The organism is Moritella viscosa (genome assembly GCF_900120065.1).
Lineage (GTDB): Bacteria > Pseudomonadota > Gammaproteobacteria > Enterobacterales > Moritellaceae > Moritella > Moritella viscosa.
This window is the reverse complement of record NZ_FPLG01000015.1, coordinates 140041-164083: the sequence shown is the minus strand read 5'-3', so window position 1 is coordinate 164083 and position 24043 is coordinate 140041. Positions and strand designations below refer to the sequence as shown.

General features: G+C 41.2%; 21 protein-coding genes and 1 other RNA gene. 8 read left to right on the top strand and 14 right to left on the bottom strand.

The genetic code is table 11. The features are described from left to right. Positions 1-342 precede the first annotated feature (342 nt). From BT797_RS02890 to BT797_RS02845, 11 genes are all read right to left on the bottom strand, one after another. Positions 343-618 carry a hypothetical protein gene (locus BT797_RS02890; RefSeq protein WP_075471024.1) on the bottom strand — a complete coding sequence of 92 codons (276 nt, stop codon included), beginning with the start codon at positions 616-618 and terminating at the stop codon, positions 343-345. A 420-nt stretch (positions 619-1038) separates the two neighbouring features. Beyond that, on the bottom strand, positions 1039-1572 hold the full coding sequence (locus BT797_RS02885; RefSeq protein ID WP_075471023.1) for a hypothetical protein: 534 nt from the start codon (positions 1570-1572) through the stop codon (positions 1039-1041). An 88-nt stretch (positions 1573-1660) separates the two neighbouring features. Further along, positions 1661-1792, bottom strand: a complete 132-nt coding sequence (locus BT797_RS24495; protein WP_280173700.1) for a hypothetical protein — start codon at positions 1790-1792, stop codon at positions 1661-1663. Positions 1793-2369: 577 nt separating this feature from the next. Further along, positions 2370-5276 (bottom strand): aminomethyl-transferring glycine dehydrogenase, encoded by a 2907-nt coding sequence (gcvP, locus tag BT797_RS02880; RefSeq protein WP_075471022.1) that lies wholly within the window; start codon positions 5274-5276, stop codon positions 2370-2372. 139 nt (positions 5277-5415) lie between these two features. After that, positions 5416-5802 (bottom strand): glycine cleavage system protein GcvH, encoded by a 387-nt coding sequence (gene gcvH, locus BT797_RS02875; RefSeq protein WP_075471021.1) that lies wholly within the window; start codon positions 5800-5802, stop codon positions 5416-5418. Positions 5803-5969: 167 nt separating this feature from the next. Next, positions 5970-7064, bottom strand: coding sequence for a glycine cleavage system aminomethyltransferase GcvT (gcvT, locus tag BT797_RS02870; RefSeq protein ID WP_075471020.1), 1095 nt, complete (start codon positions 7062-7064; stop codon positions 5970-5972). Positions 7065-7515: 451 nt separating this feature from the next. After that, positions 7516-8733, bottom strand: coding sequence for an FAD-dependent 2-octaprenylphenol hydroxylase (locus BT797_RS02865; protein ID WP_045109267.1), 1218 nt, complete (start codon positions 8731-8733; stop codon positions 7516-7518). 22 nt (positions 8734-8755) lie between these two features. Then, on the bottom strand, positions 8756-9961 hold the full coding sequence (gene ubiH / locus BT797_RS02860) for a 2-octaprenyl-6-methoxyphenyl hydroxylase (protein WP_075471019.1): 1206 nt from the start codon (positions 9959-9961) through the stop codon (positions 8756-8758). A gap of 109 nt (positions 9962-10070) precedes the next feature. Continuing rightward, positions 10071-10838, bottom strand: coding sequence for a tetratricopeptide repeat protein (locus tag BT797_RS02855; RefSeq protein WP_045109265.1), 768 nt, complete (start codon positions 10836-10838; stop codon positions 10071-10073). Positions 10839-11001: 163 nt separating this feature from the next. Further along, a complete protein-coding gene (locus tag BT797_RS02850) occupies positions 11002-11568 on the bottom strand; it encodes a UPF0149 family protein (protein ID WP_045109264.1) in 567 nt (188 codons plus the stop codon). A 144-nt stretch (positions 11569-11712) separates the two neighbouring features. Continuing rightward, on the bottom strand, positions 11713-12615 hold the full coding sequence (locus BT797_RS02845) for a LysR family transcriptional regulator (protein ID WP_045109263.1): 903 nt from the start codon (positions 12613-12615) through the stop codon (positions 11713-11715). 168 nt (positions 12616-12783) lie between these two features. On the opposite strand from BT797_RS02845, the gene BT797_RS02840 reads away from it, so the two are divergent. The 7 genes from BT797_RS02840 (at position 12784) to serA (ending at position 18789) form a co-directional block, all read left to right on the top strand. Continuing rightward, positions 12784-13665, top strand: a complete 882-nt coding sequence (locus BT797_RS02840) for a DMT family transporter (protein WP_045109262.1) — start codon at positions 12784-12786, stop codon at positions 13663-13665. A gap of 55 nt (positions 13666-13720) precedes the next feature. Next, on the top strand, positions 13721-14962 hold the full coding sequence (locus BT797_RS02835; RefSeq protein WP_045109261.1) for an MFS transporter: 1242 nt from the start codon (positions 13721-13723) through the stop codon (positions 14960-14962). A gap of 345 nt (positions 14963-15307) precedes the next feature. Beyond that, positions 15308-15628 carry a cell division protein ZapA gene (zapA, locus tag BT797_RS02830; RefSeq protein ID WP_045109260.1) on the top strand — a complete coding sequence of 107 codons (321 nt, stop codon included), beginning with the start codon at positions 15308-15310 and terminating at the stop codon, positions 15626-15628. A 4-nt stretch (positions 15629-15632) separates the two neighbouring features. Next, a non-coding RNA gene (ssrS, locus tag BT797_RS02825) (6S RNA) lies at positions 15633-15817 on the top strand. A 70-nt stretch (positions 15818-15887) separates the two neighbouring features. Next, the gene (locus tag BT797_RS02820; RefSeq protein ID WP_045109259.1) at positions 15888-16505 is read left to right on the top strand and encodes a 5-formyltetrahydrofolate cyclo-ligase; all 618 of its coding nucleotides are present in this window, start codon (positions 15888-15890) and stop codon (positions 16503-16505) included. A 98-nt stretch (positions 16506-16603) separates the two neighbouring features. After that, the gene (rpiA, locus tag BT797_RS02815) at positions 16604-17260 is read left to right on the top strand and encodes a ribose-5-phosphate isomerase RpiA (protein WP_045109258.1); all 657 of its coding nucleotides are present in this window, start codon (positions 16604-16606) and stop codon (positions 17258-17260) included. A 299-nt stretch (positions 17261-17559) separates the two neighbouring features. Beyond that, positions 17560-18789 carry a phosphoglycerate dehydrogenase gene (gene serA, locus BT797_RS02810; RefSeq protein ID WP_075471018.1) on the top strand — a complete coding sequence of 410 codons (1230 nt, stop codon included), beginning with the start codon at positions 17560-17562 and terminating at the stop codon, positions 18787-18789. 85 nt (positions 18790-18874) lie between these two features. Here serA and BT797_RS02805 read toward each other — a convergent pair whose 3' ends face one another. Next, the gene (locus BT797_RS02805) at positions 18875-19771 is read right to left on the bottom strand and encodes a LysR family transcriptional regulator (RefSeq protein WP_045109256.1); all 897 of its coding nucleotides are present in this window, start codon (positions 19769-19771) and stop codon (positions 18875-18877) included. 89 nt (positions 19772-19860) lie between these two features. Between BT797_RS02805 and BT797_RS02800 the strand changes: the two genes are divergently transcribed. Beyond that, positions 19861-20988 carry an alkene reductase gene (locus BT797_RS02800; RefSeq protein ID WP_420271273.1) on the top strand — a complete coding sequence of 376 codons (1128 nt, stop codon included), beginning with the start codon at positions 19861-19863 and terminating at the stop codon, positions 20986-20988. A 77-nt stretch (positions 20989-21065) separates the two neighbouring features. Here the strand turns inward: BT797_RS02800 and BT797_RS02795 are convergent, their stop codons facing one another. Next, positions 21066-22580 carry a Na+/H+ antiporter NhaC family protein gene (locus tag BT797_RS02795; RefSeq protein ID WP_075471016.1) on the bottom strand — a complete coding sequence of 505 codons (1515 nt, stop codon included), beginning with the start codon at positions 22578-22580 and terminating at the stop codon, positions 21066-21068. A 384-nt stretch (positions 22581-22964) separates the two neighbouring features. Next, complete coding sequence (fbaA, locus tag BT797_RS02790) at positions 22965-24041, bottom strand: class II fructose-bisphosphate aldolase (protein WP_045109253.1); 1077 nt, start codon at positions 24039-24041, stop codon at positions 22965-22967. Between the last annotated feature and the right edge of the window lie 2 nt (positions 24042-24043).

Genomic DNA, 24043 nt, shown 5'->3' with positions numbered 1-24043 from the left:
TTTCTATCGGGGACCTACATGACCACTGCGCATAACGAATTTTATGTAAAACGACCTAAACTTTACCGATTAGAGCCCTATTTAACATATAGTATCTAACACGCATAAACCAAAAGCATACTCACTTAAGAACTGCAATCAAGAGGTTATTTATGTACATTAACTTAGCTATAACTTACTTAAAATGATGGGGTAATTTTGCACTAAATTGGGGAATCGATATTTCAGCTAAAATAACCCTGAAACATCATACTTATTAAGTAATGTCCCCAAATCTCTTCACTCTAGTCAATAACGACTAATAAAATACCGATTATGAGAAAGTTTACAGTCCTGTTATATTTAATCTCTAAACTTCTTAAACTCTTTTGATAATTTACTCATGGATTTAGTTTCTTTTATAAAAGTTACTTTCACGCCATGCTTACCACTTGAAACACTCTTTATTTTCCTACGAACCTCATCAGGCATAGCCTTAATATTTCTTACATAATATGACTTTCCGACCAATTTCAAAACACCCTGTTCAACTAACCCGTCAAGGTCAATTGGCTTTGATAATGCAAAAGAGTTATTTGCCAGAATTTTACATATTTCGTTTAATTCTTCATCATTCATACTTAATGCCCTTATTTTTTAAACATAATTTTTTATAGCAGGAAGTTTCGATTTCCAAACCGCCCCCTAGTCAGTAACCGCTAATCAAATGAAAATATACATTTATTCTGAATCAGAGCCTCACTAAAATAGTGCAAAATAATGTTGATGCCACACTTAAAAAATTAAATATTAAACATTAAACATTAAACATTAAACATTAAACATTAAACATTAAACATTAAACATTAAACATTAAACATTAAAAATCATAGCCTTACAGGGGTTTTAATCGTGTACGGTTTTAGCTGTGTATTAGAGTTATTATATTCAACAGGCCTATTAAGGGCGATTTTAATATAGAACACCTGCTTAATCAGAAAAATAGCTGGCTATAATTCCGGAGCATAACCAACTGTTCTTGTTTCATCTAAAGCTTTTTTAATTTTTACTGATTAATAAATTTGAAAATAACACCTTCGCAACATCTCTACCAAAATCTTCAATATTTTCAGGCCCCCTATAAGGGTACTCTTTATTCGACTGTTCCTTCAAATAGGCATGAAGAGCAACAGCACTATCATGAGCAATGCCGAAAAAAGGAACTACTGGATGTTGATAATTAGGATCGAAATGAACTACCCATTTATTCCTAAAATCAATAATTTCCTCATGATATTCAGAGAATTCTTGTTTTGTTTTCCCTATTGATTTAAAGAGATAAGTTCGAAAATGTTCATGGTCCTTTACTACATGTTTCCAATGACACTCTTCATTATAAGATCCAAATATTTTGCACCAGTTTATTACGGTGTCATATAAGAGCACATTATTTAAATGTGTGAATGGGTTTAAATCTTTATAAGAACGGTCTAGCTCAGCACACTTATCTTCAATAACTAAAAATGAATAATATGATCGAAAAAAGGCATTTAACCATTCAAATCTACTTTGTATTTCATTGAATTTTGACAAACATGACTCCTTAAAACTAACGCCGTCTCCACTGAGGCTGAAAAGCCAAAGTGCAGCGGCGTTTTTTTAGTCCCTTTGACTGGGCTTGTTAATCACCTTTCTTGTGTTTATGAGGCTTAAGTGATGGCGTATTCCCAGGAGTGTTTTTATTATCCCGTTGACGTCTATCTGGCTTTCCAGTTGATTCAGCAATTCTTTTTGGACCTGGTTTAATTCCCATAGTTTTCTCCTTTTGTCATGCTACCTAATTTTAAGTTTTAAATGCTAAGGCAGCGAATAGCACTTAATATTTGTATAACAAGGCGTCTCGATGGCTTAAACCTATTAACCGTAGTAAATAACCAAATAAAAATAAGATAAATATCAATCTGAAATTTAAATATATTTTGGAAATATTCATTCCTACGCTTTCTTTTTCAAGTCTTCTAAATCATTAAAAGTAGAGGCTATACACCTGATTCTATTTAAATATTAATTTAATACAAGAAGATGCTTTCCCTTTGTAAGTGATCCTTGATTAAGCTCAACAATATACAAATAACACACTATAAAATCATAACTGCTAATTAAAAACGGCGGCAGAGTGGCTGCGTTAAATAGACAAAATAAGTAGCTTGATGGATGATAATGACAGGTTATGAAACCAATAGCTGTACATAAACACAGTAACAAACTGGACTTCAACTCCCCCGCCCCTAAAGCTGTTTTCACCGGCCATAAAAAAGCGAGTCCTACTCTCGCAGGACTCGCTCTTATCACTTCATGTATTTAATGCTGTTACACGTTACACACCAAAATTAATCGTTATACGATTCAACTGGTGGGCATGAGCAAAATAAGTTACGGTCGCCATACACATCATCGATACGGTTTACAGTCGGCCAGAACTTGTCTTTCTTCACGTAAGGTGCAGGGTAAACTGCAGTTTCACGGTCATAAGCACGGTCCCAGTTAGCGTCAACAATATCGGCTAGTGTGTGTGGTGCGTGATGTAGTGGGCTTTGTTCTGCAGTCCACTCACCCGATTCAACTTTGGCAATTTCAGCACGGATGCTGGTCATTGCTTCGATGAAGCGATCTAATTCAGCTTTAGATTCTGATTCAGTCGGCTCAATCATTAGCGTACCCGCAACTGGGAAGCTCATTGTTGGCGAATGGAAACCATAATCCATTAAACGTTTAGCAACATCAGACTCGGTAATACCTGTTGTTTCTTTAAGTGGGCGTAAATCAACAATGCACTCGTGCGCTACGCGATCATTACGGCCTTTATAAAGCACTGGGAACAGTGGGTCTAAGTTTTGAGCCAGATAGTTAGCGTTTAAGATAGCTGTCTGTGTAGAGCGTTTCAGACCTGCTGTACCTAACATATTGATGTACATCCACGTAATCGGCAAGATGCTTGCGCTACCGAACTGTGCAGCAGATACCGCACCGTTGTTACGGCTTTCTTTACCTGTGTCAGCAACCGCGTGACCAGCAACAAATGGGGCAAGATGCGCTTTAACGCCGATTGGACCCATACCTGGACCACCGCCACCATGTGGGATAGCGAATGTTTTGTGTAAGTTAAGGTGAGAAACATCAGAACCCATAGAGCCCGGTGATGTTAATGCTACCTGTGCGTTCATGTTCGCGCCGTCCATATAAACTTGGCCGCCGTTGTCATGAATGATGCCACAGATTTCTTTAATCGTTTCTTCATATACACCGTGTGTCGATGGGTACGTGATCATGATGCAAGAAAGGTTGTCTTTTAGCTCTTCCGCTTTTTCACGTAAGTCTGCAACGTCAACGTTACCGTTTACGTCACACTTAGTAACGACAACTTTCAGACCCGCCATTTGCGCTGATGCAGGGTTAGTACCGTGCGCAGAGCTAGGGATCAGACAGATGTTACGATGTGATTCGCCACGTGACTCATGGTATTTGTGAATAGCTAATAGACCTGCGTATTCACCTTGAGCACCCGAGTTAGGCTGCATACAAATTGAATCGTAACCTGTGATGCTTACTAACCAGTCTTCTAACAGGTCAATCATCACTTTATAACCAACCGCTTGATCTGCTGGGCAGAACGGGTGCATGTTGCTGAATTCAGGCCATGTTACTGGGATCATCTCGGCAACTGCATTCAGTTTCATGGTACAAGAACCTAATGAAATCATTGAATGGTTAAGCGCCAAATCTTTATTTTCCAGTGATTTAATATAACGCAGCATTTCTGTTTCAGAATGGTGCGTATTAAATACTGGGTGTGTTAGGAATGCTGATTCACGCTCAAGTTCAGCTGGGATAGACGTGCTACCAGTTGCTGCTAGTTCAGCTTCTAGTGCATCAACCGAGATACCATGGTCATCGCCCAATAGTACGTCGAATAATGTTGCTAAGTCTGCTTGCGTGATTGTTTCATCTAAGCTGATACCAACTTGATGTTCAGCGTCAAGACGGAAGTTAATACCCGCTGCTAATGCACGAGTAACCACTTTCTCTTTATTATCTAACTGGTCGTTGTCTAACTGTACTGTGATTGTATCGAACCAGGTATTGTTAGTCAGGCTTAAACCGCCTTTAACAAGACCAGCTGCTAATAAATCAGTGAAACGGTGTACACGCTTAGCAATATCTTTAAGGCCTTCTGGACCGTGATACGTTGCGTAGAAGCCTGCCATGTTCGCAAGTAGTACCTGTGCAGTACAAATGTTTGAGTTGGCTTTTTCGCGGCGGATATGTTGCTCGCGCGTTTGCATCGCCATACGCAGTGCAGGTTTACCATGAGTGTCTTTAGAAACACCAATGATACGACCCGGCATAGAACGCTTATGTTTGTCACATGTTGCGAAGAATGCAGCGTGTGGACCACCATAACCCATAGGAACACCAAAGCGTTGTGAACTACCAAACGCCATGTCAGCACCTAACTCAGCAGGTGACTTAACGCGTGTCAGTGCAAGTAGATCTGACCCCACTGCAACAACACCTTTCTTAGCTTGGATAGCTGCAATAATATCGCTGATGTCAGTTACATCGCCATTTGTACCTGGGTACTGTAGTACCGCACCAAACAAGTCATGCTCAGGCGCAGTTTCTGCAGGACCTTGAATAACAGTGAAACCGAAGTGCTCCGCACGTTCGATCATCACGTCAGCGACTTGTGGGTGTACGCTGTCGGCAATAAAGAAGTTATCACATTTTTTATTTTTAGAAACACGCTTACACATTGCCATTGCTTCAGCGGCGGCAGTTGCTTCGTCAAGCAAAGATGCGCTTGCTAAATCCATGCCTGTTAGGTCACAAGTCATGGTTTGGAAGTTAAGAAGTGCTTCTAAACGACCTTGTGCAATCTCTGGTTGGTAAGGCGTATATGCCGTGTACCAGCCTGGATTTTCGAATACGTTACGTAAGATAACATTCGGCACATTAGTACCGTAATAGCCCATACCAATGTAGCTTTTATTTACTGTGTTCTTTGCTGCGATGGCTTTTAATTCTTGCAGTGCTGCAACTTCAGATAACTGATGACCAGCAACAATATCTTCTGCCAATAAGATCGAGCTTGGTACTGTTTGTTGAATAAGGTCTTCTAAAGAGTCTGCGCCAACTTTCGTTAACATGTCTTTAGTTTCTGTTTCGCAAGGACCTATGTGGCGACGGGCGAAATTATCAATCTGCTCTAACTGGGCAAGTGGGGTATGGGTTTTCATGCAATTCCCTGTATTTATACTTTTAACAAATAACAAAATTAAATTAGTGTTTAACAAACTTAAATTAGTACTTTTAAAAATAGCAATTTGCGTTTTAACACTAAAAAAAACCCCGAGGCTAGCTCAGGGTTTCAACAAATTAGTCTTCGATTGACTCAGCATAACCGGCAGCGTCTAACAGCGCTTCGAGTTCACTTTCATCAGAAGCTTTAACTCGGAACAACCAGCCTTCGCCGAATGCATCTGAGTTAACTAACTCTGGAGAATCTTCTAATTCTTCATTGATTGCGACAATTTCACCACTGATTGGTGCGTAGATATCTGATGCGGCTTTAACAGACTCGCCTACTGCGCAATCTTCGCCAGCTTCAACTTCATCGCCAACATCGGGTAAATCAATGAATACCATGTCACCAAGAAGGCCTTGAGCATGGTCTGAAATACCGACAGTATAAGTACCGTCACCTTCGTTACGAACCCATTCGTGTGAAGGTGCAAATTTTAATTCAGCTGGGATATTACTCATTGTTGAAACTTCCTTTTGTCTTTTACTTAAATGATTATGTTTTTATTTGGTAACGCTGTAGACACTGAATTGCGATTATTTATAAGCAGAATTATGACTATTCTTTCGAAATAAAAATCTGCAACTCAGCTGACGTCATACAATTTTCAGTTAAATCAAACGTAGCACTAAACTAGTTTTTTACCATTACGAACAAACGCTGGTTTAGTTACTGCAACTGTAACAAGCTTTTTACGCATTTCAACTTCAGCCGTTTCACCGATTGATGCTGGAACACGTGCAAATGCAATACTAAAACCAAGTGTTGGTGAGAAGCTACCACTGGTGATAACGCCTTCACATGCTTCGCCTGCTGCGTTAGTGAATACGACTTTTTGACCAGTACGTAATACACCTTTCGCTTCAAGTACTAAACCAACAAGTTTGTCAGTGCCTTCTGCTTTTTGAGCAGTTAGCGCTGCGCGACCGATAAAGTCACGTTCTTGTGGTTCCCAAGCAATCGTCCAGCCCATGTTAGCGGCTAGCGGTGATACAGTTTCATCCATATCTAAACCATAAAGGTTCATACCAGCTTCTAAACGTAGTGTGTCACGTGCGCCTAGACCAGCTGGTTGAACCCCTGCGTCCACAAGTTTCTGCCATAAATCGCAAGCTTCATCTTGTGGTACGACAATCTCATAGCCTGCTTCACCGGTATAACCCGTTGTAGCAATAAACAAACTACCCGCTTGTACACCAAAGAATGGCTTCATGCCTTCAACTGCAGCGTTTTGCTCAGCAGTAAATACAGTAGCGGCTTTTTCTTTGGCTTTCGGGCCCTGTACTGCAATCATAGACAGTTCAGGTAATTCAGTAACAGCTACAGAAAACTCTGCAGCTTGTTTGTTGATCCATGCTAAATCTTTAACACGAGTCGCTGAATTCACCACTAAACGGTAGTATTCATCATTGAAGAAGTAAACGATAAGGTCATCAATAACCCCACCATCTTGTTGTAACATTCCGGTATATAGAGCTTTACCAGAAACAGTTAATTTTGCCACGTCATTGGCAAGTAAATAACGTAAGAACGACTTAGCGTCGGCGCCTTTGATATCAACGATGGTCATGTGTGACACATCGAACATACCCGCATCTTCGCGTACAGCATTATGTTCAGCAATCTGGGAACCGTAATTGATTGGCATATCCCAACCATGAAAGTCCACCATTTTTGCCCCTGCTTCTACGTGCTTCGGGAACAGTACTGTTTGTTGAGCCATTCTATAATTCCTTTAATTGACAGTTATTAATCAAGACTTTGGGATCAAGTAAAATTGCTTTCTTGCTTTTATATTAAAGCGTCATGTAAAACCTATTACATGATAATTATTCGATTATACCCTTAGAAAGCATCTGTTAAAATTATTTAAGGGATAGAAAATCTAATGCTTAATCAAATGATAATGCACGCAAGGCTAACACTTTAATAGAGTAAAAAGTTATTACAGGATGGCAATGACGTCATAGATCACAAAAAAACTAACCAAGGCAGCTTGTTTTACCAAGTTCTAGCTATATTGACAATTATTAAACTGTTAGAATATGGAGTAGCAGCAGCCTTGGCATTAGCATAACTAATGAAAACAGGGTGTTTACATTAGTTATACTCATCGTTAACATCATAGTGCAAGGTTGATTAATTGCACTATTTAACGATTATGCCTGATTTACTTAGGAAGTACTGTTTAATTTAGCCAGCTCAGGTAACTCACCGTCCAACCCCATGGCACGTTTAATGAAGGTTTGCTTTAGCCCAGGTAATGTATTAGATAAAGTTAAGCCAATATCACGGAAAATACGCTTCGCTGGATGACCACCACTAAATAAACGCTTTAACCCTTCCATACTTGAGATCATCACCGCAGCTTCGGCTTTACGCCAGCGTTCGAATTTACGCAAGTTAGCATGAGTACCGAGATCTTTATTGGCATGGTGATTTTCTAATACACATTGCGCCAGACTTGCTGCATCTAACAAACCAAGGTTAACACCCTGCCCTGCTAATGGATGAATGGTATGAGCAGCGTCACCAATTAATGCGACTCGGTCAGCTGCAAAACTACGGGCATAACGCATTTTAAGTGGGAATGCCTGACGTTGACCTTCAACTTTACATAGCCCTAAACGGCCATCAAACGCCACGGTCAGTTGTTTATTGAATTCGGTTTCGTCCATTGCCAACAATTCTGTGGCACGCTCTGGCGGTAGTGACCAAACGATCGAACACAGATCCGGTTGCCATAACGGTAAAAACGCTAACGGTCCTTCTGGATTAAAGATCTGACGGGCGCAAGCTTGATGCGGTTCAACAGTGCGAATATTGGCAACGATAGCATGGTGATTATAATCCCATGTCGTCAGCGGAATATTCACTTGTGCACGCGTCCATGAGTTGGCACCATCGGCACCCACAATCAGCTTCGCGTATACAGGTTCTTGATCTTCTAAGGTTAACCAAGCTGCATCATTAGCACGACTTAATTTACGAATTCGAGTACCCGTTAATAAGGTAATGTTGCTGGCTTTTTCAATTTGCTCTAGCAGTGCTAATTGTATCACTTTGTTTTCAACTAAATGACCTAAGGTATCTGTCATTAGCGCATCACCGTCAAAATCGATCTGGCCAAAGCCGTTACGATCCCAGACTTGCATGGCGTTATACGCTTGATGCCGGCGACTTTCGATACCCGCCCATGCATCTAAATTTTGTAATATGTTTTGGCTTGCGCGGCTTAGCGCACTGACGCGTAATTCAGGAGATTCACCTAATTCGCGCTCAAGTTCATTACCTTCGATAACCACAACCTTAAGGGTGGTTTCCTTCAATGCTGCAGCAAAAGCAAGACCAACCATGCCACCGCCAACAACCGCAATATCATAAGATTGCATATAACATCCTAATCCTAATCTTTTAAAATAACTTGAACGCACCAAGTGCTTGACGTGCTAATGCGCGTTTATATTCTGGTTTATAACCCATGGTATGCAGGGCTAAATTACGACCTGCCACCAGCGGCCCATAATTATTAGCAAACAAGGTCGCTAATGAGGTTGTCATCCAGATCGTCTTTTGATGATCGCCTTGACGCTTGTGCCAGTAACCTTTGGTTACGGCTTGATCGCCCACGTCTTGATCGGCTAAAAATGCTTGTTCTATTTGATGATGTAACACAGCAACGTCACGTAACCCAAGGTTATAACCTTGACCCGCAATCGGGTGTAATGCATGTGCTGCGTTACCAACCACGATACTACGATGTTGGGTTGGCTCTAGCGCTTCAGTTAATAACAACGGGTATGAAAAACGTTGACCAGTTTTAGTAAACTTGCCTAAGCGATAGCCAAAACGCTGCTGTAAACGTAATAAAAATGCATCATCACTCAATGCCATTATCGCATCTACTTCGTCACTGCGCACTGACCAGACTAACGAACTGCGTTGTTCTGTCATAGGTAATAGTGCCAACGGTCCGGTGTCAGTAAAACGTTCGTAAGCTTTACCTTCATGAGGTTTACTCAGACTCACATTAGCAATAATCGCAGTTTGCTCAAAATCGGTCACTTCAACTGGCACATTGGTTAATTGACGAACCATTGAATTGTTACCATCGGCACCGACTAATAACTTACAGCGTATTTTCTGGCCGTCATCGAGGGTAAGAGCGGTATGACCTACTTGACGGTCAAGGCCAACTAACTGATTTGGACAATACCAATTGATGTTCTTAATCTCGGCAAGATCTTGTTGGAATATATGCCCTGCTGTTTGCAGTTCAATCACTTGCCCTAATGCAGGTAAATTGTATTCACTGTGATCAATGCGGGTGATCCCCCAGTGACCTCGATCAGACACATGAATGTGTTTAATCGCCGTGGCGGTCGGTGCGATCTTATCCCACAAGTTGAACTGGGTTAAGATCTTCTGTGAACCGTAAGATAATGCAATCACACGCGCATCAAACCCGGGATGATTACAGGTCGTTGGTGGATTAGCATCAATTAAGGCTATCGATAATTGACGGCCATCTTCGCGTTTTATTTGGCTTACGGCGTGTGCAAGTGTCGCACCGACCATACCGGCACCAACAATTGCAATATCATATTCAACCACTGACATTTTGATCCTAACAAGTTATTGAAATTAAAAAACGATAACACTATACAAAAGCCAACGACGACCAACAACACGAATGATAAAACTTAACTCTTTATGACAGCATTAGCAGCTATCCTTCGAATCTGGTTTCTATTGGTAAATAAGCTAAAAAGCCTTGTTGTAAGTGATCAAACTGCGCTTTGCCCACCAGTATTTCGGTTGAGTTTAACGCTTGTGTCATCTCTGGTTCTGCGGCGATCGCTTCTTCGACACCGGCTTTAGCCGCTAATAATGTCCACGCGTACGCCTTTAATTTATCGGGTTCAACACCTTCACCGCGATAATACATGACCGCAATGTTCTGCCATGCTTGGGTATAGCCTTGTTCAGCGGCTTTTTGATACCAATCAAATGCGGCGATATGATCTTTAAAACAACCCGAACCCTGATCCAGCATACTGGCCAAATTATATTGCGCTTGTACCAAGCCTAATTTTGCGGCTTGCTCAAAATAACTGAACGCCAGCACTGCATTCGGCTTACCCAGCTGGCCTTGTAATTGTAGCAATGCCAAATTAAACAGCGACTCAGGGTGCTGACAATCTGCAGCACGTTGATAACAGCTTACCGCTTGACGCAAATAAGTTTGTTGACCATCACCTTGTTCATATTGCAACGCCAATAAATACAAAGCTGTCACCACACCTTCATCGGCTTGTGCACGACAAAATTCAAACGCTTGTTGTGGATCCGTATAGGCATAATAAGTTTGACTAAACTGGGTATTACGTTGCGCATGCTGTTCGCGAGTAAAAGCCGCTTCTGGCCAAACGATAGACGCTGTAGAGGCGCTCGACTTACTACCTAACTTGGCTGTTAATTTGTTTATTAAAGACATAAAACATTCCTTGTCCTATCTATTTAGCTACAACGACAAACGGTAGCTAGCCTCGTTATAACCTTTGTTATAACAAATATCCTTTTAGGGTCGCTTGCGATAAATCATCTTTTGAATAGATAACGGGATAAACCATGCCGTTATCTATTCACGTATAGCAATATTAATGTAGCACAGGCGCTGCGTTAGTATCGCCGTCACTTAATTCGTTAAAACAATAATTTGCGCCCATACGTACGTATTCTACGATCTCATAAAATGCTTCTTCAGCTTCGTTGCTATCGTCTCCGCCATCAACGTCTAATTGCGCAATACTCGCAAAGTCAGCAATCAGTTCTTTCACGTCATCGCTGGCTTTTGTTGATGTTGAATGCACCATACCAAAACCACCAAGGAAACCTTGAAGCCATTCAGCTAATGCTTCCATGCGTGTTTCTAATGGTTGATCCATATCTGGGATCAACAATTCAAAACCTAACGTCATGTCTTTTAATGCTGCTGCACTAGCGTTATAAACCTCAGTTAATACTGGCTCCAGTGAATCTGGAATACCGAGGCCTTCGTTGATTAACTCATCAAACGGTGCTAACCATGCTTTGTTGTCTAGCTTGATGCCACCACATAACAAACCACAAATCACACCGTGCACATCGGCAGGGTTCACTAATAAATCACTTTGTTGTAGCTGCGCGTTTACGTCAGCAAAAAGAGGAAGTTTAACTTTATCCATGCGAGGACCTTACCAATAGATTAATGTATTTAGAATAATGAGGGCTATATTAACCCAGATCAAGACCATAACCAAACGAATGCCTCTCTCGCATTGCCCAGTCCTTAACCACTTTTAACCTACTGCAACTGCGTAATCTTAGTTCTACTGTTCTTGATCATAGCATTGCAGTTCTAGCCAGCGGCCTAGTTTCAAAATATCAGTTTGTTTCGCCCGCGATTTTTTATACACAAAATAGAAGTTATCACCAGTAAGAATATCGTGCATGGGGATCCGTACAAGATTATGTAGCCGGTCCTGATCATTCATTAAGTAGTGATTAAGCAAGGTAATCCCTTGGTCATAACGTGCAGCCTCCGCCGCCATTAACATATGACTAAAATAGTTCATTTTAGCCTCTGCAGGCAGGGTAAAACCACCTAATTCACACCAACGCTGCCAGTCTTCGCCGTGTTCATCATCGGGATATACTGATTGCACCGACAACAATGGATATTGCCACAAGGCTTCAGGTAAGGGTTGATCTTGGATCTGTTGCCATAGTTTTTTACCACACACCGGATACAAACGCTCAGCATATAAAAACTGACTGACAAAATTACGCTTCGGTGGGTTCACGGTAATAAAACAATCAGCCACTTGATCACTACAATCAGGCTCATCTGCCACCATATTTAATGACAGCTCAATCTCGGGATATTGCTGGCGTAAGTTATCTAACCTTGGGATCAACCACTTTACCGCCAACGAGCTGTATAAGGCTAACCGGATCTTACCTGACTTACCTTCTCGGATCTGTTGACTGGCAGTAGAGATATTCGCCAATGATTGACTGACTTCTTCGTAATAACGCTCCCCCATATCAGTCAATGACAAGGTCCGTCCTTTACGGTTAAACATCGACTCACCGAGGTACTCTTCTAACAGACGTACCTGATGACTGACCGCGCTTTGAGTAATATTAAGTTGATCGGCCGCTTTGGAAAAACTGTTAAAACGGGCTACCGCTTCAAAACATTGTAACGCACGTAACGGGGGAAGTTTCACTATTAGCTGAGCTCATACTAAAAATATATTTATCATTATACTTCATCTCAGGTTTTGGAATATGCTAGCTACATCACACTTTTATCTTTCAACTAACCAGCCATGTTTGCTGCTTATGTTGCTATTTATGCTTTTTATTACTTTATATTTGTATAGTTGGAATTCACCATGCCTAAAATGTCTGTCGGTTTAGCAATGACCTTGCTCATTATTGGTAACATTGTTGCCGTTTTTTCTGATGCCTTAATTAAGACGTTATCAGAAGATACGGCCGTGTATCAATTTGTGTTTTTCCGACAACTGACAGCCGTACTGCTACTTATCCCATTTTGTTTAAAAAGCAGCAGAGAGAGTCTAATTGATGGGCTTAAGTGGCATGCTGTACGTGGTCATATTTGGTTGCTTGGTGCGATCTTTATGGTTTACGCCATCAGTGCAATGCCATTAGCCACCGCAAATGCGATCTTTTATGCCGCGCCACTAATCATGTTGCCAATGGCGATGTTATGGTTTCAAGAAAAATTATCCATGCATTCTATTGCTGCGGCTGTTTTGGGCTTTATTGGTGTGTTAATTGTTATCCGCCCAACAGAAATTGATTGGGCTGCAACAGCGGCAATCGTGGTGGCATTTACCCTCGCAGCAAATAATTTATTGATCCGTAAACTACCAAAACATCAGACTGTGTTTCAAACCCTGTTACTGACTAATTTAGTGGGGATGCCAGCATCATTAGGATTAGCTGTATGGGAAGGCAAACCGTGGGATTTTACCCCATTACTAACGGCTGCAGGTTCCACCTCATTTATCCTTATCTACGCAGGTTTTTGTGTAGTGGCTTATCGTTCTGGCGATGCAAGCAAAATTGCCAGTGCCGAATACAGTGGTTTAATCGGAGCAGTAGTTGTAGGCCTAATCTGGTTTGATGAAATTCCAGATATCGGTATGGCGATTGGGACAGCCTTTATTATTTTACCTTTATTGTGGCTAGCAAAAGTCGAAGCGAAAAATAAACGCTTAGAAAAACAACCAGAATCTCAATGTACATAATACCAATCAACATAAATAGATGATCATATAGAGAATAATTTAAGGAGGACTTAAAATGTCACACAATAAGGCACACCAGATTACTCATCCAGCTCTGATTATTGTCGGTATTTTACTTATTGCCAGTAACCTTCGAGGCCCAATAACAGGTATTGGACCAATTTTAACATATATCTCTGACAACCTTTCTCTATCTGCTACACAAGCAGGCATGCTTACTACATTACCTCTACTTGCTTTTGCTATTTTTTCACCTCTGTCATCTGTATTAGCACGCAAGATTGGACTTGAACAATCGCTCATGTTTGCATTACTCGCCATCACTATCGGTATTTTTATTCGCTCTGTCGGATCAATATACTCCCTATACTTAGGCACTTGTATCATAGGTATAGGTATTGCAATTGGGAACGTACTTTTACCCAGCTTGCTAAAACGTGATTTTCCCAGCAAAGTTCCCACATTGACCGCTATTTATGTATTAATGATGGGCATTGGTGCAACCCTCACTGCTAGTACCACGATTCCAATGTTTAACCTAGCCCATACACTTAATATTACACTGATTCCAAATTGGGCATTCGCATTAGGGACCACACTCATTCTACCCATTATCACCATGCTAATTTGGCTACCACAAATTAGCCTTCACACAAGACCGACTTCGGACATACCCGAAATCGATAGTCATAGTTATGTGTGGCAATCTGTCGCGGCTTGGCAAGTCTCTGGATTCTTGGCACTAAATTCATTTATTATGTACACCTTTATTGCTTGGTTACCGAGTATTTTGACTGATAATGGTTACTCAGAACACCAAGCAGGCTACATTCACGGTATCTTACAACTTGCATCAGCAGCACCAGCTATCGTATTAATTCCACTAATGGCAAAAGTAAAAGATAAACGGACACTTAGCTTAATGATGACAGTACTGGCATTCATTGGTATTACAGGATTATTCATGGTACCGGAACATGCTGCAATCTGTGCAACATTACTTGGTTTTAGCTGCGGGGGTGGTTTTATTCTTGGATTGTCCTTTATCAGTCTACGAACTAACACCCCACATCAAGCGGCTGCATTGTCGGGGATGGCACAATGTATTGGTTATCTATTTGCAGCAACTGGGCCAGTTATTTTTGGTTCACTGCATGAAGCAACGAGTAGTTGGGATATGCCATTAATCATCACCGCAGGAATGAGTATTATATGGGCATGCTTGGCATTACTGGCCGGTAAATCAGAGATCATCTCTCAACCATCAGGCAATCACATAGTAAGTCTCAGTGAATAGCTTGACCTTTTAATTTAATATCCACTATAGTTAATTATTTACGACCGCAACACAATGCTGTGATAGCGGTCAAATTACCGCGTAAATTAGAGTAAAATAGTTAACTGCCTTGTCCACTTTTGACCTCTAAATCCCCGTATTTTATAGCGATTAATTCAAACCAATACATAAAACCAAGACTAAGCTGTTGGATTTATGGGCAACTTGATTAATCTCGATCCGGAACTTAAAATTTCAATCCGATAACCTCTTGCAATGCTTACTATTGCGAGATATAGTCAGTTCAGACGTATCAGCCAAGGCGCTTGATATAGCCCTTGTAGCCAGATAACTTAGAGTATAGCCATGAGTATAACTGCGGTTGACATTGCAATTTTGGGTCGCCACTTTAAAGTTGGTAGTCCGAGTGAAGAAGTAGATGAACTTCATAAAACAGCGGCAGTACTTAATAATAAGTTAGAAGAGATACAAGCGAAGACGAATATCAAAAATTTAGAGCATTTAGCTGTAATGGCTGCATTAAATTTTTGTCATGAACTTCGCCAAGAACGTCTGAAAACGACAGAATATACAAATACCGTAGATGATCGCATTCAACTGTTACAAGACACAATTGAACGCGCATTAATCGACAACAACGTTGATGATACACCGTCTGCAGTATAACCAAATAACCCTGGGGTGATTGGTATGCGGGTTATGTCCCTGAGCCGATAATCACACTTTATAGGCTTTCATTCCTGTTGCCATTGTGCAAGCTCAGCTCGTACTGAGAAGCCTGACGCAGCAGCTTGAATAGCCAACCTGAACCTTCTGGTTCAGGACTAAACCTTGTAGCCGCACCCTGGGGCCCTTTTCTTGTGTTAACAGCAATCTATTACCGAAACTATCCATTACCGATTTTAACCAGTATGGAATCTTGTTTATGTCTGATTTAACGCCACCGATTGCCACCACCCGAACTGAAATAAGACAACAAATACGCCAGCGCCGTCAGCAGCTTTCAACGCAGCAACAACAACAAGCCGGTACTGATCTACTTACTCAGTTTTGTCAGCACCCACATATTCAACACGCTCAGCATATTGCGATCTATTTACATAATGATGGTGAACTCGATACCCAAGCCGTGATCAACTGGTGTTGGCAACAAGGAAAACAGGTATACATCCCTATTTTACATCCGTTTAGCCACAAACAATTACTATTTACACAACTAACTGCTAGTACCCCATTAATCCAAAATAAATACGGCATTCACGAACCCCAGCTGGATGTCAGCCAAGTGATTCCTTATCTCGATTTAGATCTGGTGTGTAGTCCGTTAGTGGCTTTTGATCTAGCAGGTAACCGTTTGGGCATGGGCGGCGGTTATTACGACCGTACTTTTTCTCAACATCAGTTTGTACGTCAAGGCCAGAAACCTCCCTACGTATTGGGTTTAGCACACGATTGCCAACAACATGACAATTTACCTATCGCCCCTTGGGATATGCCAATTAAAGAAATCATTACACCTTCAAGAACCTTAGTGTTTTCTTAATCGTACGTCATTGGCATATTAGGGGAATTTAAGTATATAATCAGAGCGCAATACAAGTCGAACACAGTATCAAGCCACTCAATCATAATGGATATAACATGACTCAAGATGAATTAAAGAAAGCAGCAGGCTGGGCAGCATTAGAATATGTTGAAAAGGATAGCATCGTTGGTGTAGGTACCGGTTCAACCGTTAATCATTTTATTGATGCATTAGGTACTATTCGCGAAGACATTAAAGGGGCAGTTTCAAGTTCTATTGCCTCAACTCAGCGCTTAGAAGCACTGGGTATTGAAGTATTAGATCTAAACTCTGTCGCGCAACTTGATATTTATGTTGATGGTGCAGACGAAATTGATAGCAATAACAACATGATCAAAGGCGGTGGCGCTGCGCTAACACGTGAAAAGATCGTTGCTGCAGTAGCAAAAACATTCGTATGTATTATTGATGATACCAAAAATGTTGATGTGCTCGGCGACTTCCCACTGCCTGTTGAAGTTATCCCAATGGCGCGCTCTTACGTGGGACGTGAATTAGTGAAACTCGGCGGAGATCCAGTTTACCGTGAAGGTGTTGTGACTGATAACGGCAATATTATTCTGGATGTATATAATATGCAGATCACTGATCCGAAAGCATTAGAACTGGCAATCAATGGTTTAGTGGGCGTAGTAACAAATGGTCTATTCGCAGCTCGTGGCGCAGATGTTGTGCTAGCTGGTACGCAAGATGGCGTTAAAGTAACTAAATAATAATATGAAGCTGGTGTTACCTAACAACACCAGTTTATCTCCCCCCCCTGAAAAAACAAACCACATTATATAAGTATAACAATTAGTTATATTAAACTTTATTTTAAAAAAAAACATTTTCATAGTTCCTAAAGTATTTTTCTAAGCAAATCAAACAGCCATAAATCATAAATTAACTATTTTCTTTGATTTTCGTCACAAACATTCACTAATGAAATAAAACCTGTTACTTTAGCAATTAGTTCGATTTACAAAACAAAATTAGTGCGATTTGCGAAATATGTGATAAAGGAATTTACATGACCAACCTCTCTCTTCAGAAAGATAAGATCAAGATATTGCTTCTTGAAGGACTACATCAAAGTGCAGTCGATACGTTCACCAATGCTGGTTACACGAATATCGAATCGATTAAGACAGCATTAAGTGAAGAAGAACTGTGTGAAAAAATTAAAGATGTCCATTTTGTTGGTATTCGCTCCCGTACACATTTAAATGCAAACGTCATTGCTGCTGCAGAAAAATTAGTTGGTATTGGTTGTTTTTGTATTGGCACTAATCAGGTTGATCTTGCTGCGGCTCAAAAAGCGGCGATCCCTGTTTTTAACGCCCCATTCTCGAACACCCGTAGTGTGGCAGAATTAGTACTTGGCGAGATCCTGTTATTATTACGCGGTATCCCAGAGAAGAATGCCAAAGCACACCGTGGCGAATGGCAGAAATCAGCATCAGGCTCTTACGAAGCACGTGGCAAGCAACTGGGTATTATTGGTTATGGCCATATTGGTATTCAATTAAGTATTTTGGCCGAAAACTTAGGTCTACGTGTGAAGTATTATGACGTAGAAACCAAGCTTTCGCTGGGTAATGCCGAGCAGATAATGAGCATGGAAGACTTATTAGCGACGTCTGACATTATCTCGTTACACGTACCAGAAACACCACAAACGAAATTGATGATGGGCGAAGCTGAATTTGCACAAATGAAAGATGGTGCAATCTTCATTAATGCTTCACGCGGTACTGTGGTTGATATTGATGCACTTGCATCAGCATTAGCAAGCAAAAAAATTGCTGGCGCAGCGATCGATGTATTCCCTACCGAACCAGCATCAAATAACGATGAATTTATCTCACCGTTACGTGAATTTGATAATGTGATCCTAACACCACACGTGGGTGGTAGTACGCAGGAAGCACAAGAAAATATCGGTTATGAAGTGGCTGGTAAACTGACTAAATATTCGGATAATGGTTCAACACTGTCTGCAGTTAACTTCCCTGAAGTATCATTACCGACACATGGTGGTTCAAGCCGCCTGATGCACATTCACCATAACCAACCGGGTATCTTAAACCAGATCACCCAAGCATTTGCTGAAGAAGGTGTGAACATTTCCGGTCAATACCTACAAACTGCAGGCGATATTGGTTATGTGGTTATTGATGTTGAAAGTGACCATGCTGAACGTGGTTTAACAAAACTTAAATCAATTAGCGGTACTATCCGTTCGCGTTTATTACGCTAGATAGACCCCGCTTAACCTTCCCCTTGAAAAAGGGGGGGATTAAAAAAGCCTGTCACTTCATTACGCTGACAGGCTTTTTTTTGGGTTATTTTTGTGGATATAGCTCACCCAGTAAACCCGTGATCCATTGATGAGTCTGAGTTTGGCTTGAACGTTGATGCCATGCAGCCACCACCTCGAAACTGGGTAATGGCTCGGGTAATGCAATCTCAACTAATTTGTCATTGGGTAACATACGTGAGGGTAAAAATGCCAACACCCCCATCGCTTCAATACAATCTGGGGCTGCCGAAAAACTGGGTAGTGACATAATAATATTACGCTGAAAACCCTTTGCCGCGAACCATTCGTCAGCAGATCCTTTTAGACTTGCCCGTGAAGGTGAAATAACCAATTGTGGCGCTGCTGCAATCTCTTTTAAACTCAGTCCCTGATATTCACTCGCCACAGCCTTAGCGGCAACACAAACATGACGCTCTTCATACAGTAGCATCGAAGGACAAGTGATCGGGATAAATGCAGGAAAGGTCAACGCTAAATCAATCTCGCCAGTGGCCATTAACTGCGTTAAATTGTCCGATTCAAAGCGGCGAATGATTATTTTTAAATGCGGAGCCTGCTGCCTAATTTGCACTAATAAAGAAGGTAAAATAACGCGCATCGCATAATCTGAGGCACTGATTTTATATACCCCATTTAATCGTTGCGGGTCGAACTCTGCTAATTCAGTTAATTCACCAATGGCCATTAAAATCTGCTGGATCTTGGGTGATAACTCCTGTGCTTTTGGAGTTGGTATAACACCGTGACTGCCACGAATAAAGAGACGATCTTGGAATATATCCCGCAGTTTTTTCAGTTGCTCACTGACCGCTTGCTGAGTGATACCGAGCTTAGCGGCAGCTTTCGTTAAGCTATGTAACTGTAATAATGCAGCAAGCACCCTTAATTGTTTTATTTCCAGCTTACTGATATCAGCCATATTTGTTTCTCATACATACTTCACTTGATTTTCATTGTACCTAAGCGGCGATATAGTTCAACTCATTAGCCACTCACGAGATAAAGACCATGATGAAAAATGACGTATTATTCACGCCGACCAAATTAGGCTCACACATTTTAAAAAACCGTATTGTAATGCCACCATTAACACGTTCGCGCAGTACACAGCCGGACAATATCCCGAATGAATTAATGGCTAAGTATTACACTCAGCGCGCTTCCGCGGGGTTTATGATCACCGAAGGTACTCAGATAGAACCTCGTGGTCAAGGTTACGCATGGACACCAGGGATCTACTCTGATGCACAGGTTGAAGGTTGGAAAAAAGTAACCAAATCAGTGCATGATGCAGGCGGTATTATCTTTGCTCAGCTGTGGCACGTAGGCCGCGTTTCACATACAAGTTTACAACCCGATGGCGCAGCTCCCGTCGCACCATCTGCCATTCTAGCGGATACCGTGAAAGTATTTATTGAGACTGCACCAGGTGAAGGTGCATTGGCAGACCCAAGTATGCCACGTGAGCTATCAACCGCAGAAGTAAAAGAACTTGTCACCCTGTATGCGCAAGCTGCGAATAATGCCATGAAAGCAGGTTTTGATGGTGTTGAATTACATTGTGCTAACGGTTATTTAGTAAATCAATTTATCTCAGAACACAGTAATCAACGGTCCGACGAGTACGGTGGTAGTTTAGAAAACCGTTTACGCTTCTTAAAAGAAATCACTCAGGCAGTAGCCGATGAAGTTGGGAAAGAAAATGTCGGCGTTCGATTTGCACCACTGTTTGCAACCACTGACGATGTACGCGTTTATCTAGGTTTAGTTGAAGATAATCCACATGAGACATATATTGAAGCAGTTAAAACAATCGAAAATATCGGGATTGGTTACCTGTCATTAGCAGAAGCAGATTGGGATAATGCACCTGATTTACCTGATGCTTTCTATCAAAATGTACGTGAGACTTTCTCTGGCACTATCATGTATGCGGGTAAATACTCGGTAGAAAAAGCCAAGCATATTCTTAATTTAGGCTACGGTGATATATTTGGTTTTGGTCGTCCGTTTATTGCCAATCCAGATTTGCCCGCTCGTATTAAGAATAATTGGGCATTCAATGACGTTGATCCTGCAACGATGTACGGTGGTACAGAAGTGGGCTACGCGGATTACACTGAATACTTAGGTTAATCAGAGTTCCTGAAATAAGTTGACACTTATTTTATCTAAAACGCCCGGTGTATCACATCGGGTGCTTTAGAAAGAACTTAAGTTTGGCTTAGCTGCTCGATAACATCTTGCTGATGTTGATGCCATTGCGATAACAAATACATCGAACAAATTTGCAGTACTAGCGCACCAGGTAATACCAACACTGTTTCGAAGATACCAGCTATAACAAAGCTCACTAATGCGATAGCGCCGTTTAACAACGCATACGGTAATTGTGTACGGAAATGCTCAAACTGATCACAACCAGCCCCAGTTGATGACAGAATGGTTGTCTCAGAAACTGGTGAGCAATGGTCACCAAACAAACCACCAGATAATACCGCGCCAATACTGATATATAACGGCGCATCAATTGCTACCGCAGTCGGGATCACTAGCGGCATCATGATCGCAAATGTCCCCCACGATGAACCCGTTGCAAACGAAATAATAGCCGCTAATAAAAAGGTAACGGCAGGAAGTAGCCAACTAGGAAAACCACCCAAAGCCTGCTCTGCAATATATGCCGCTGTGCCTAAATCTTTACCAATGCCACTCAATGCCCACGCTAAGACAAGAATAATGGCAACTTGCATCATATTACCCATACCTTTTAAATATACGGCAATACCATCTGTTAAATTACGCACGCCGTATACAGCCATTAAGATTAGTAATGTGATCGCAGCAAAAAAGTACGAACTTGATAACGCAGCACGGAATGCAGAACCCGATACTTTTTCAAATGGGAAACCTAATGGACCTAGCATGCTAATCAAGACAACCGCCATGACTAATAGCGGAGCCCATACAAATGAAGGCTTAGCATTTTTATGGGTAAAGGCTTCCAATGTATCTTGGCTTTTCCCTGTAAATAAGCCTTTTTTGGCTTGTGCTTCCGCTTCTGCCATTGGGCCAAAATCAAGATTTTTAATCGCCACTAATGGCACAATGAAAATAGCTAAAAATGCATAGAACTGAAATGGAATGGCGTTAATAAATGCTTGCCAATCAGAAGTCTCTAACGAGAGAGCCGTGAATTCCTTTTGGATCAGCCCCATGATATACACCCCCCATCCGATAAATGGGATCAGAATAGCCACGGGCGATGACGTTGAATCAATAATGAATGCTAATTTTTGACGCGACAGTTTTAATTTATCAAACATAGGACGAAACACAGGACCAACAATAAGCGGCGTCCCCAGATCAGAGAAAAAGATAAAAATACCACCGAACCAAGCAGAGAGCTGTGCTTTACACTTTGTACTGATCCAGTGCGTGACCTTTTGAGCAAAAGCTTGCCCACCACCCGACTGCTCCATCAAGGCAACAAAACCACCGATGAAAACTAATAGCACTAACACACCGGCATTATAGCCATCTGTTAACTGTGGGACTAAATGATCTTTGACCAAAATGCCAAGCGAGTCTAATGGCTGCAATCCATTAAGCATAAACACACCAGTTAGCACACCCGCAAATAATCCAATCACGACATTACGCGTAGAGAGCGATAATACTAATGTAATGATAATAGGCAGCAGTGAGCTAATATCTGTTTGTTCCATTTCGTTATCCTTCCTTAAACACGCGGTCACACGGCACACGATTAAATTAATTATTCACATATACCGAATATACATTCACGATCACATTTTTCATAGTCAAACACAAAATTTAATAATTAAAAATAAAAAAAATAAAAAATAATTATAAACGATTGGAATTCATATCTAAAAATTGAATAAGTAAAGAATATAATGTTATGCACATTGCTAATAACAACTGACAATATTGATATAAGTGCATAATAAGTCAGGGATTGCATTAAATAAGATGAAGGCAAGAATTACAGATAAAAAAATACCGCTCACCTTGTGAGCGGTATTTTCAATAACAGCTATTAGCTACGTTAATCGTAATCGATTACAGCATGCTAGCGCTATTTAGGTCTATAGAACGTCTACACTGTTTAGATCTTTGTGTGCTTGTTCTAAACGAGCAACTAGACTTGTTTGACCAGCGCGTAACCATACGCGTGGATCATAGTGTTTTTTGTTTGGAGCATCTGCGCCAGTTGGGTTACCAATTTGACCTTGAAGGAATTCTTTTTTACCTTCGTAATAGTTCTTGATACCGTCCCAAGTTGCCCACTGTGTATCAGTATCGATGTTCATTTTGATAACACCGTAACCGATTGACTCTTGGATTTCAGCTTCACTTGAACCAGAACCACCGTGGAATACGAAGTTTAGAGAGTTAGCAGGAAGGCCGAATTTCTCTGAACAGTATGCTTGTGAATCACGTAGGATCGTTGGCGTAAGTACAACGTTACCAGGCTTGTATACACCGTGTACGTTACCGAAAGATGCTGCGATAGTAAAACGTGGGCTAATTGCCGTTAGTTTTTCATAAGCGTATGCAACGTCTTCAGGTGAAGTATAAAGTTCAGATGCGTCCATATCAGAGTTATCTACGCCATCTTCTTCACCACCAGTACAACCGAGTTCAATTTCGATAGTCATGTCCATTTTAGACATACGTGCTAGGTATTCACCACATGTAGCGATGTTTTCTTCTAGTGATTCTTCAGAAAGATCTAACATGTGTGAGCTAAATAGTGGCTTACCAGTTTGTGCGAAGAACTCTTCACCCGCGTCTAGTAGTCCATCGATCCAAGGTAATAGTTTTTTCGCTGCGTGATCGGTATGGATAATAACTGGAACACCATAAGATTCAGCCATTACGTGTACGTATTTAGCACCGGCGATTGCGCCCATGATAGATGCGCCGTGACCTTCAAGACCAATACCTTTACCAGCGAAGAATGCAGCGCCACCGTGTGAGAACTGGATGATCACAGGAGATTTAGATTTTGCAGCAGCTTCTAATGTACCGTTGATTGAATCAGTGTTTACCATGTTTACAGCAGGTAGCGCGAAGTTGTTTTCTTTAGCAATCGCAAAGATTTTTTGCACGTCATCGCCTGTTACAACACCTGGTTTTACAACATCAAAGATCTTAGACATAA

Excerpts from the sequence above, each read along its gene's own strand:
- BT797_RS02890 (WP_075471024.1), bottom strand. The coding sequence starts at position 618 with ATGAATGATGAAGAATTAAACGAAATATGTAAAATTCTGGCAAATAAC.
- BT797_RS24495 (WP_280173700.1), bottom strand. The coding sequence starts at position 1,792 with ATGGGAATTAAACCAGGTCCAAAAAGAATTGCTGAATCAACTGGAAAG.
- gcvP (WP_075471022.1), bottom strand. The coding sequence starts at position 5,276 with ATGAAAACCCATACCCCACTTGCCCAGTTAGAGCAGATTGATAATTTC.
- gcvH (WP_075471021.1), bottom strand. The coding sequence starts at position 5,802 with ATGAGTAATATCCCAGCTGAATTAAAATTTGCACCTTCACACGAATGG.
- gcvT (WP_075471020.1), bottom strand. The coding sequence starts at position 7,064 with ATGGCTCAACAAACAGTACTGTTCCCGAAGCACGTAGAAGCAGGGGCA.
- BT797_RS02865 (WP_045109267.1), bottom strand. The coding sequence starts at position 8,733 with ATGCAATCTTATGATATTGCGGTTGTTGGCGGTGGCATGGTTGGTCTT.
- ubiH (WP_075471019.1), bottom strand. The coding sequence starts at position 9,961 with ATGTCAGTGGTTGAATATGATATTGCAATTGTTGGTGCCGGTATGGTC.
- BT797_RS02855 (WP_045109265.1), bottom strand. The coding sequence starts at position 10,838 with ATGTCTTTAATAAACAAATTAACAGCCAAGTTAGGTAGTAAGTCGAGC.
- BT797_RS02850 (WP_045109264.1), bottom strand. The coding sequence starts at position 11,568 with ATGGATAAAGTTAAACTTCCTCTTTTTGCTGACGTAAACGCGCAGCTA.
- BT797_RS02840 (WP_045109262.1), top strand. The coding sequence starts at position 12,784 with ATGCCTAAAATGTCTGTCGGTTTAGCAATGACCTTGCTCATTATTGGT.
- BT797_RS02835 (WP_045109261.1), top strand. The coding sequence starts at position 13,721 with ATGTCACACAATAAGGCACACCAGATTACTCATCCAGCTCTGATTATT.
- zapA (WP_045109260.1), top strand. The coding sequence starts at position 15,308 with ATGAGTATAACTGCGGTTGACATTGCAATTTTGGGTCGCCACTTTAAA.
- BT797_RS02820 (WP_045109259.1), top strand. The coding sequence starts at position 15,888 with ATGTCTGATTTAACGCCACCGATTGCCACCACCCGAACTGAAATAAGA.
- rpiA (WP_045109258.1), top strand. The coding sequence starts at position 16,604 with ATGACTCAAGATGAATTAAAGAAAGCAGCAGGCTGGGCAGCATTAGAA.
- serA (WP_075471018.1), top strand. The coding sequence starts at position 17,560 with ATGACCAACCTCTCTCTTCAGAAAGATAAGATCAAGATATTGCTTCTT.
- BT797_RS02805 (WP_045109256.1), bottom strand. The coding sequence starts at position 19,771 with ATGGCTGATATCAGTAAGCTGGAAATAAAACAATTAAGGGTGCTTGCT.
- BT797_RS02800 (WP_420271273.1), top strand. The coding sequence starts at position 19,861 with ATGATGAAAAATGACGTATTATTCACGCCGACCAAATTAGGCTCACAC.
- BT797_RS02795 (WP_075471016.1), bottom strand. The coding sequence starts at position 22,580 with ATGGAACAAACAGATATTAGCTCACTGCTGCCTATTATCATTACATTA.
- fbaA (WP_045109253.1), bottom strand. The coding sequence starts at position 24,041 with ATGTCTAAGATCTTTGATGTTGTAAAACCAGGTGTTGTAACAGGCGAT.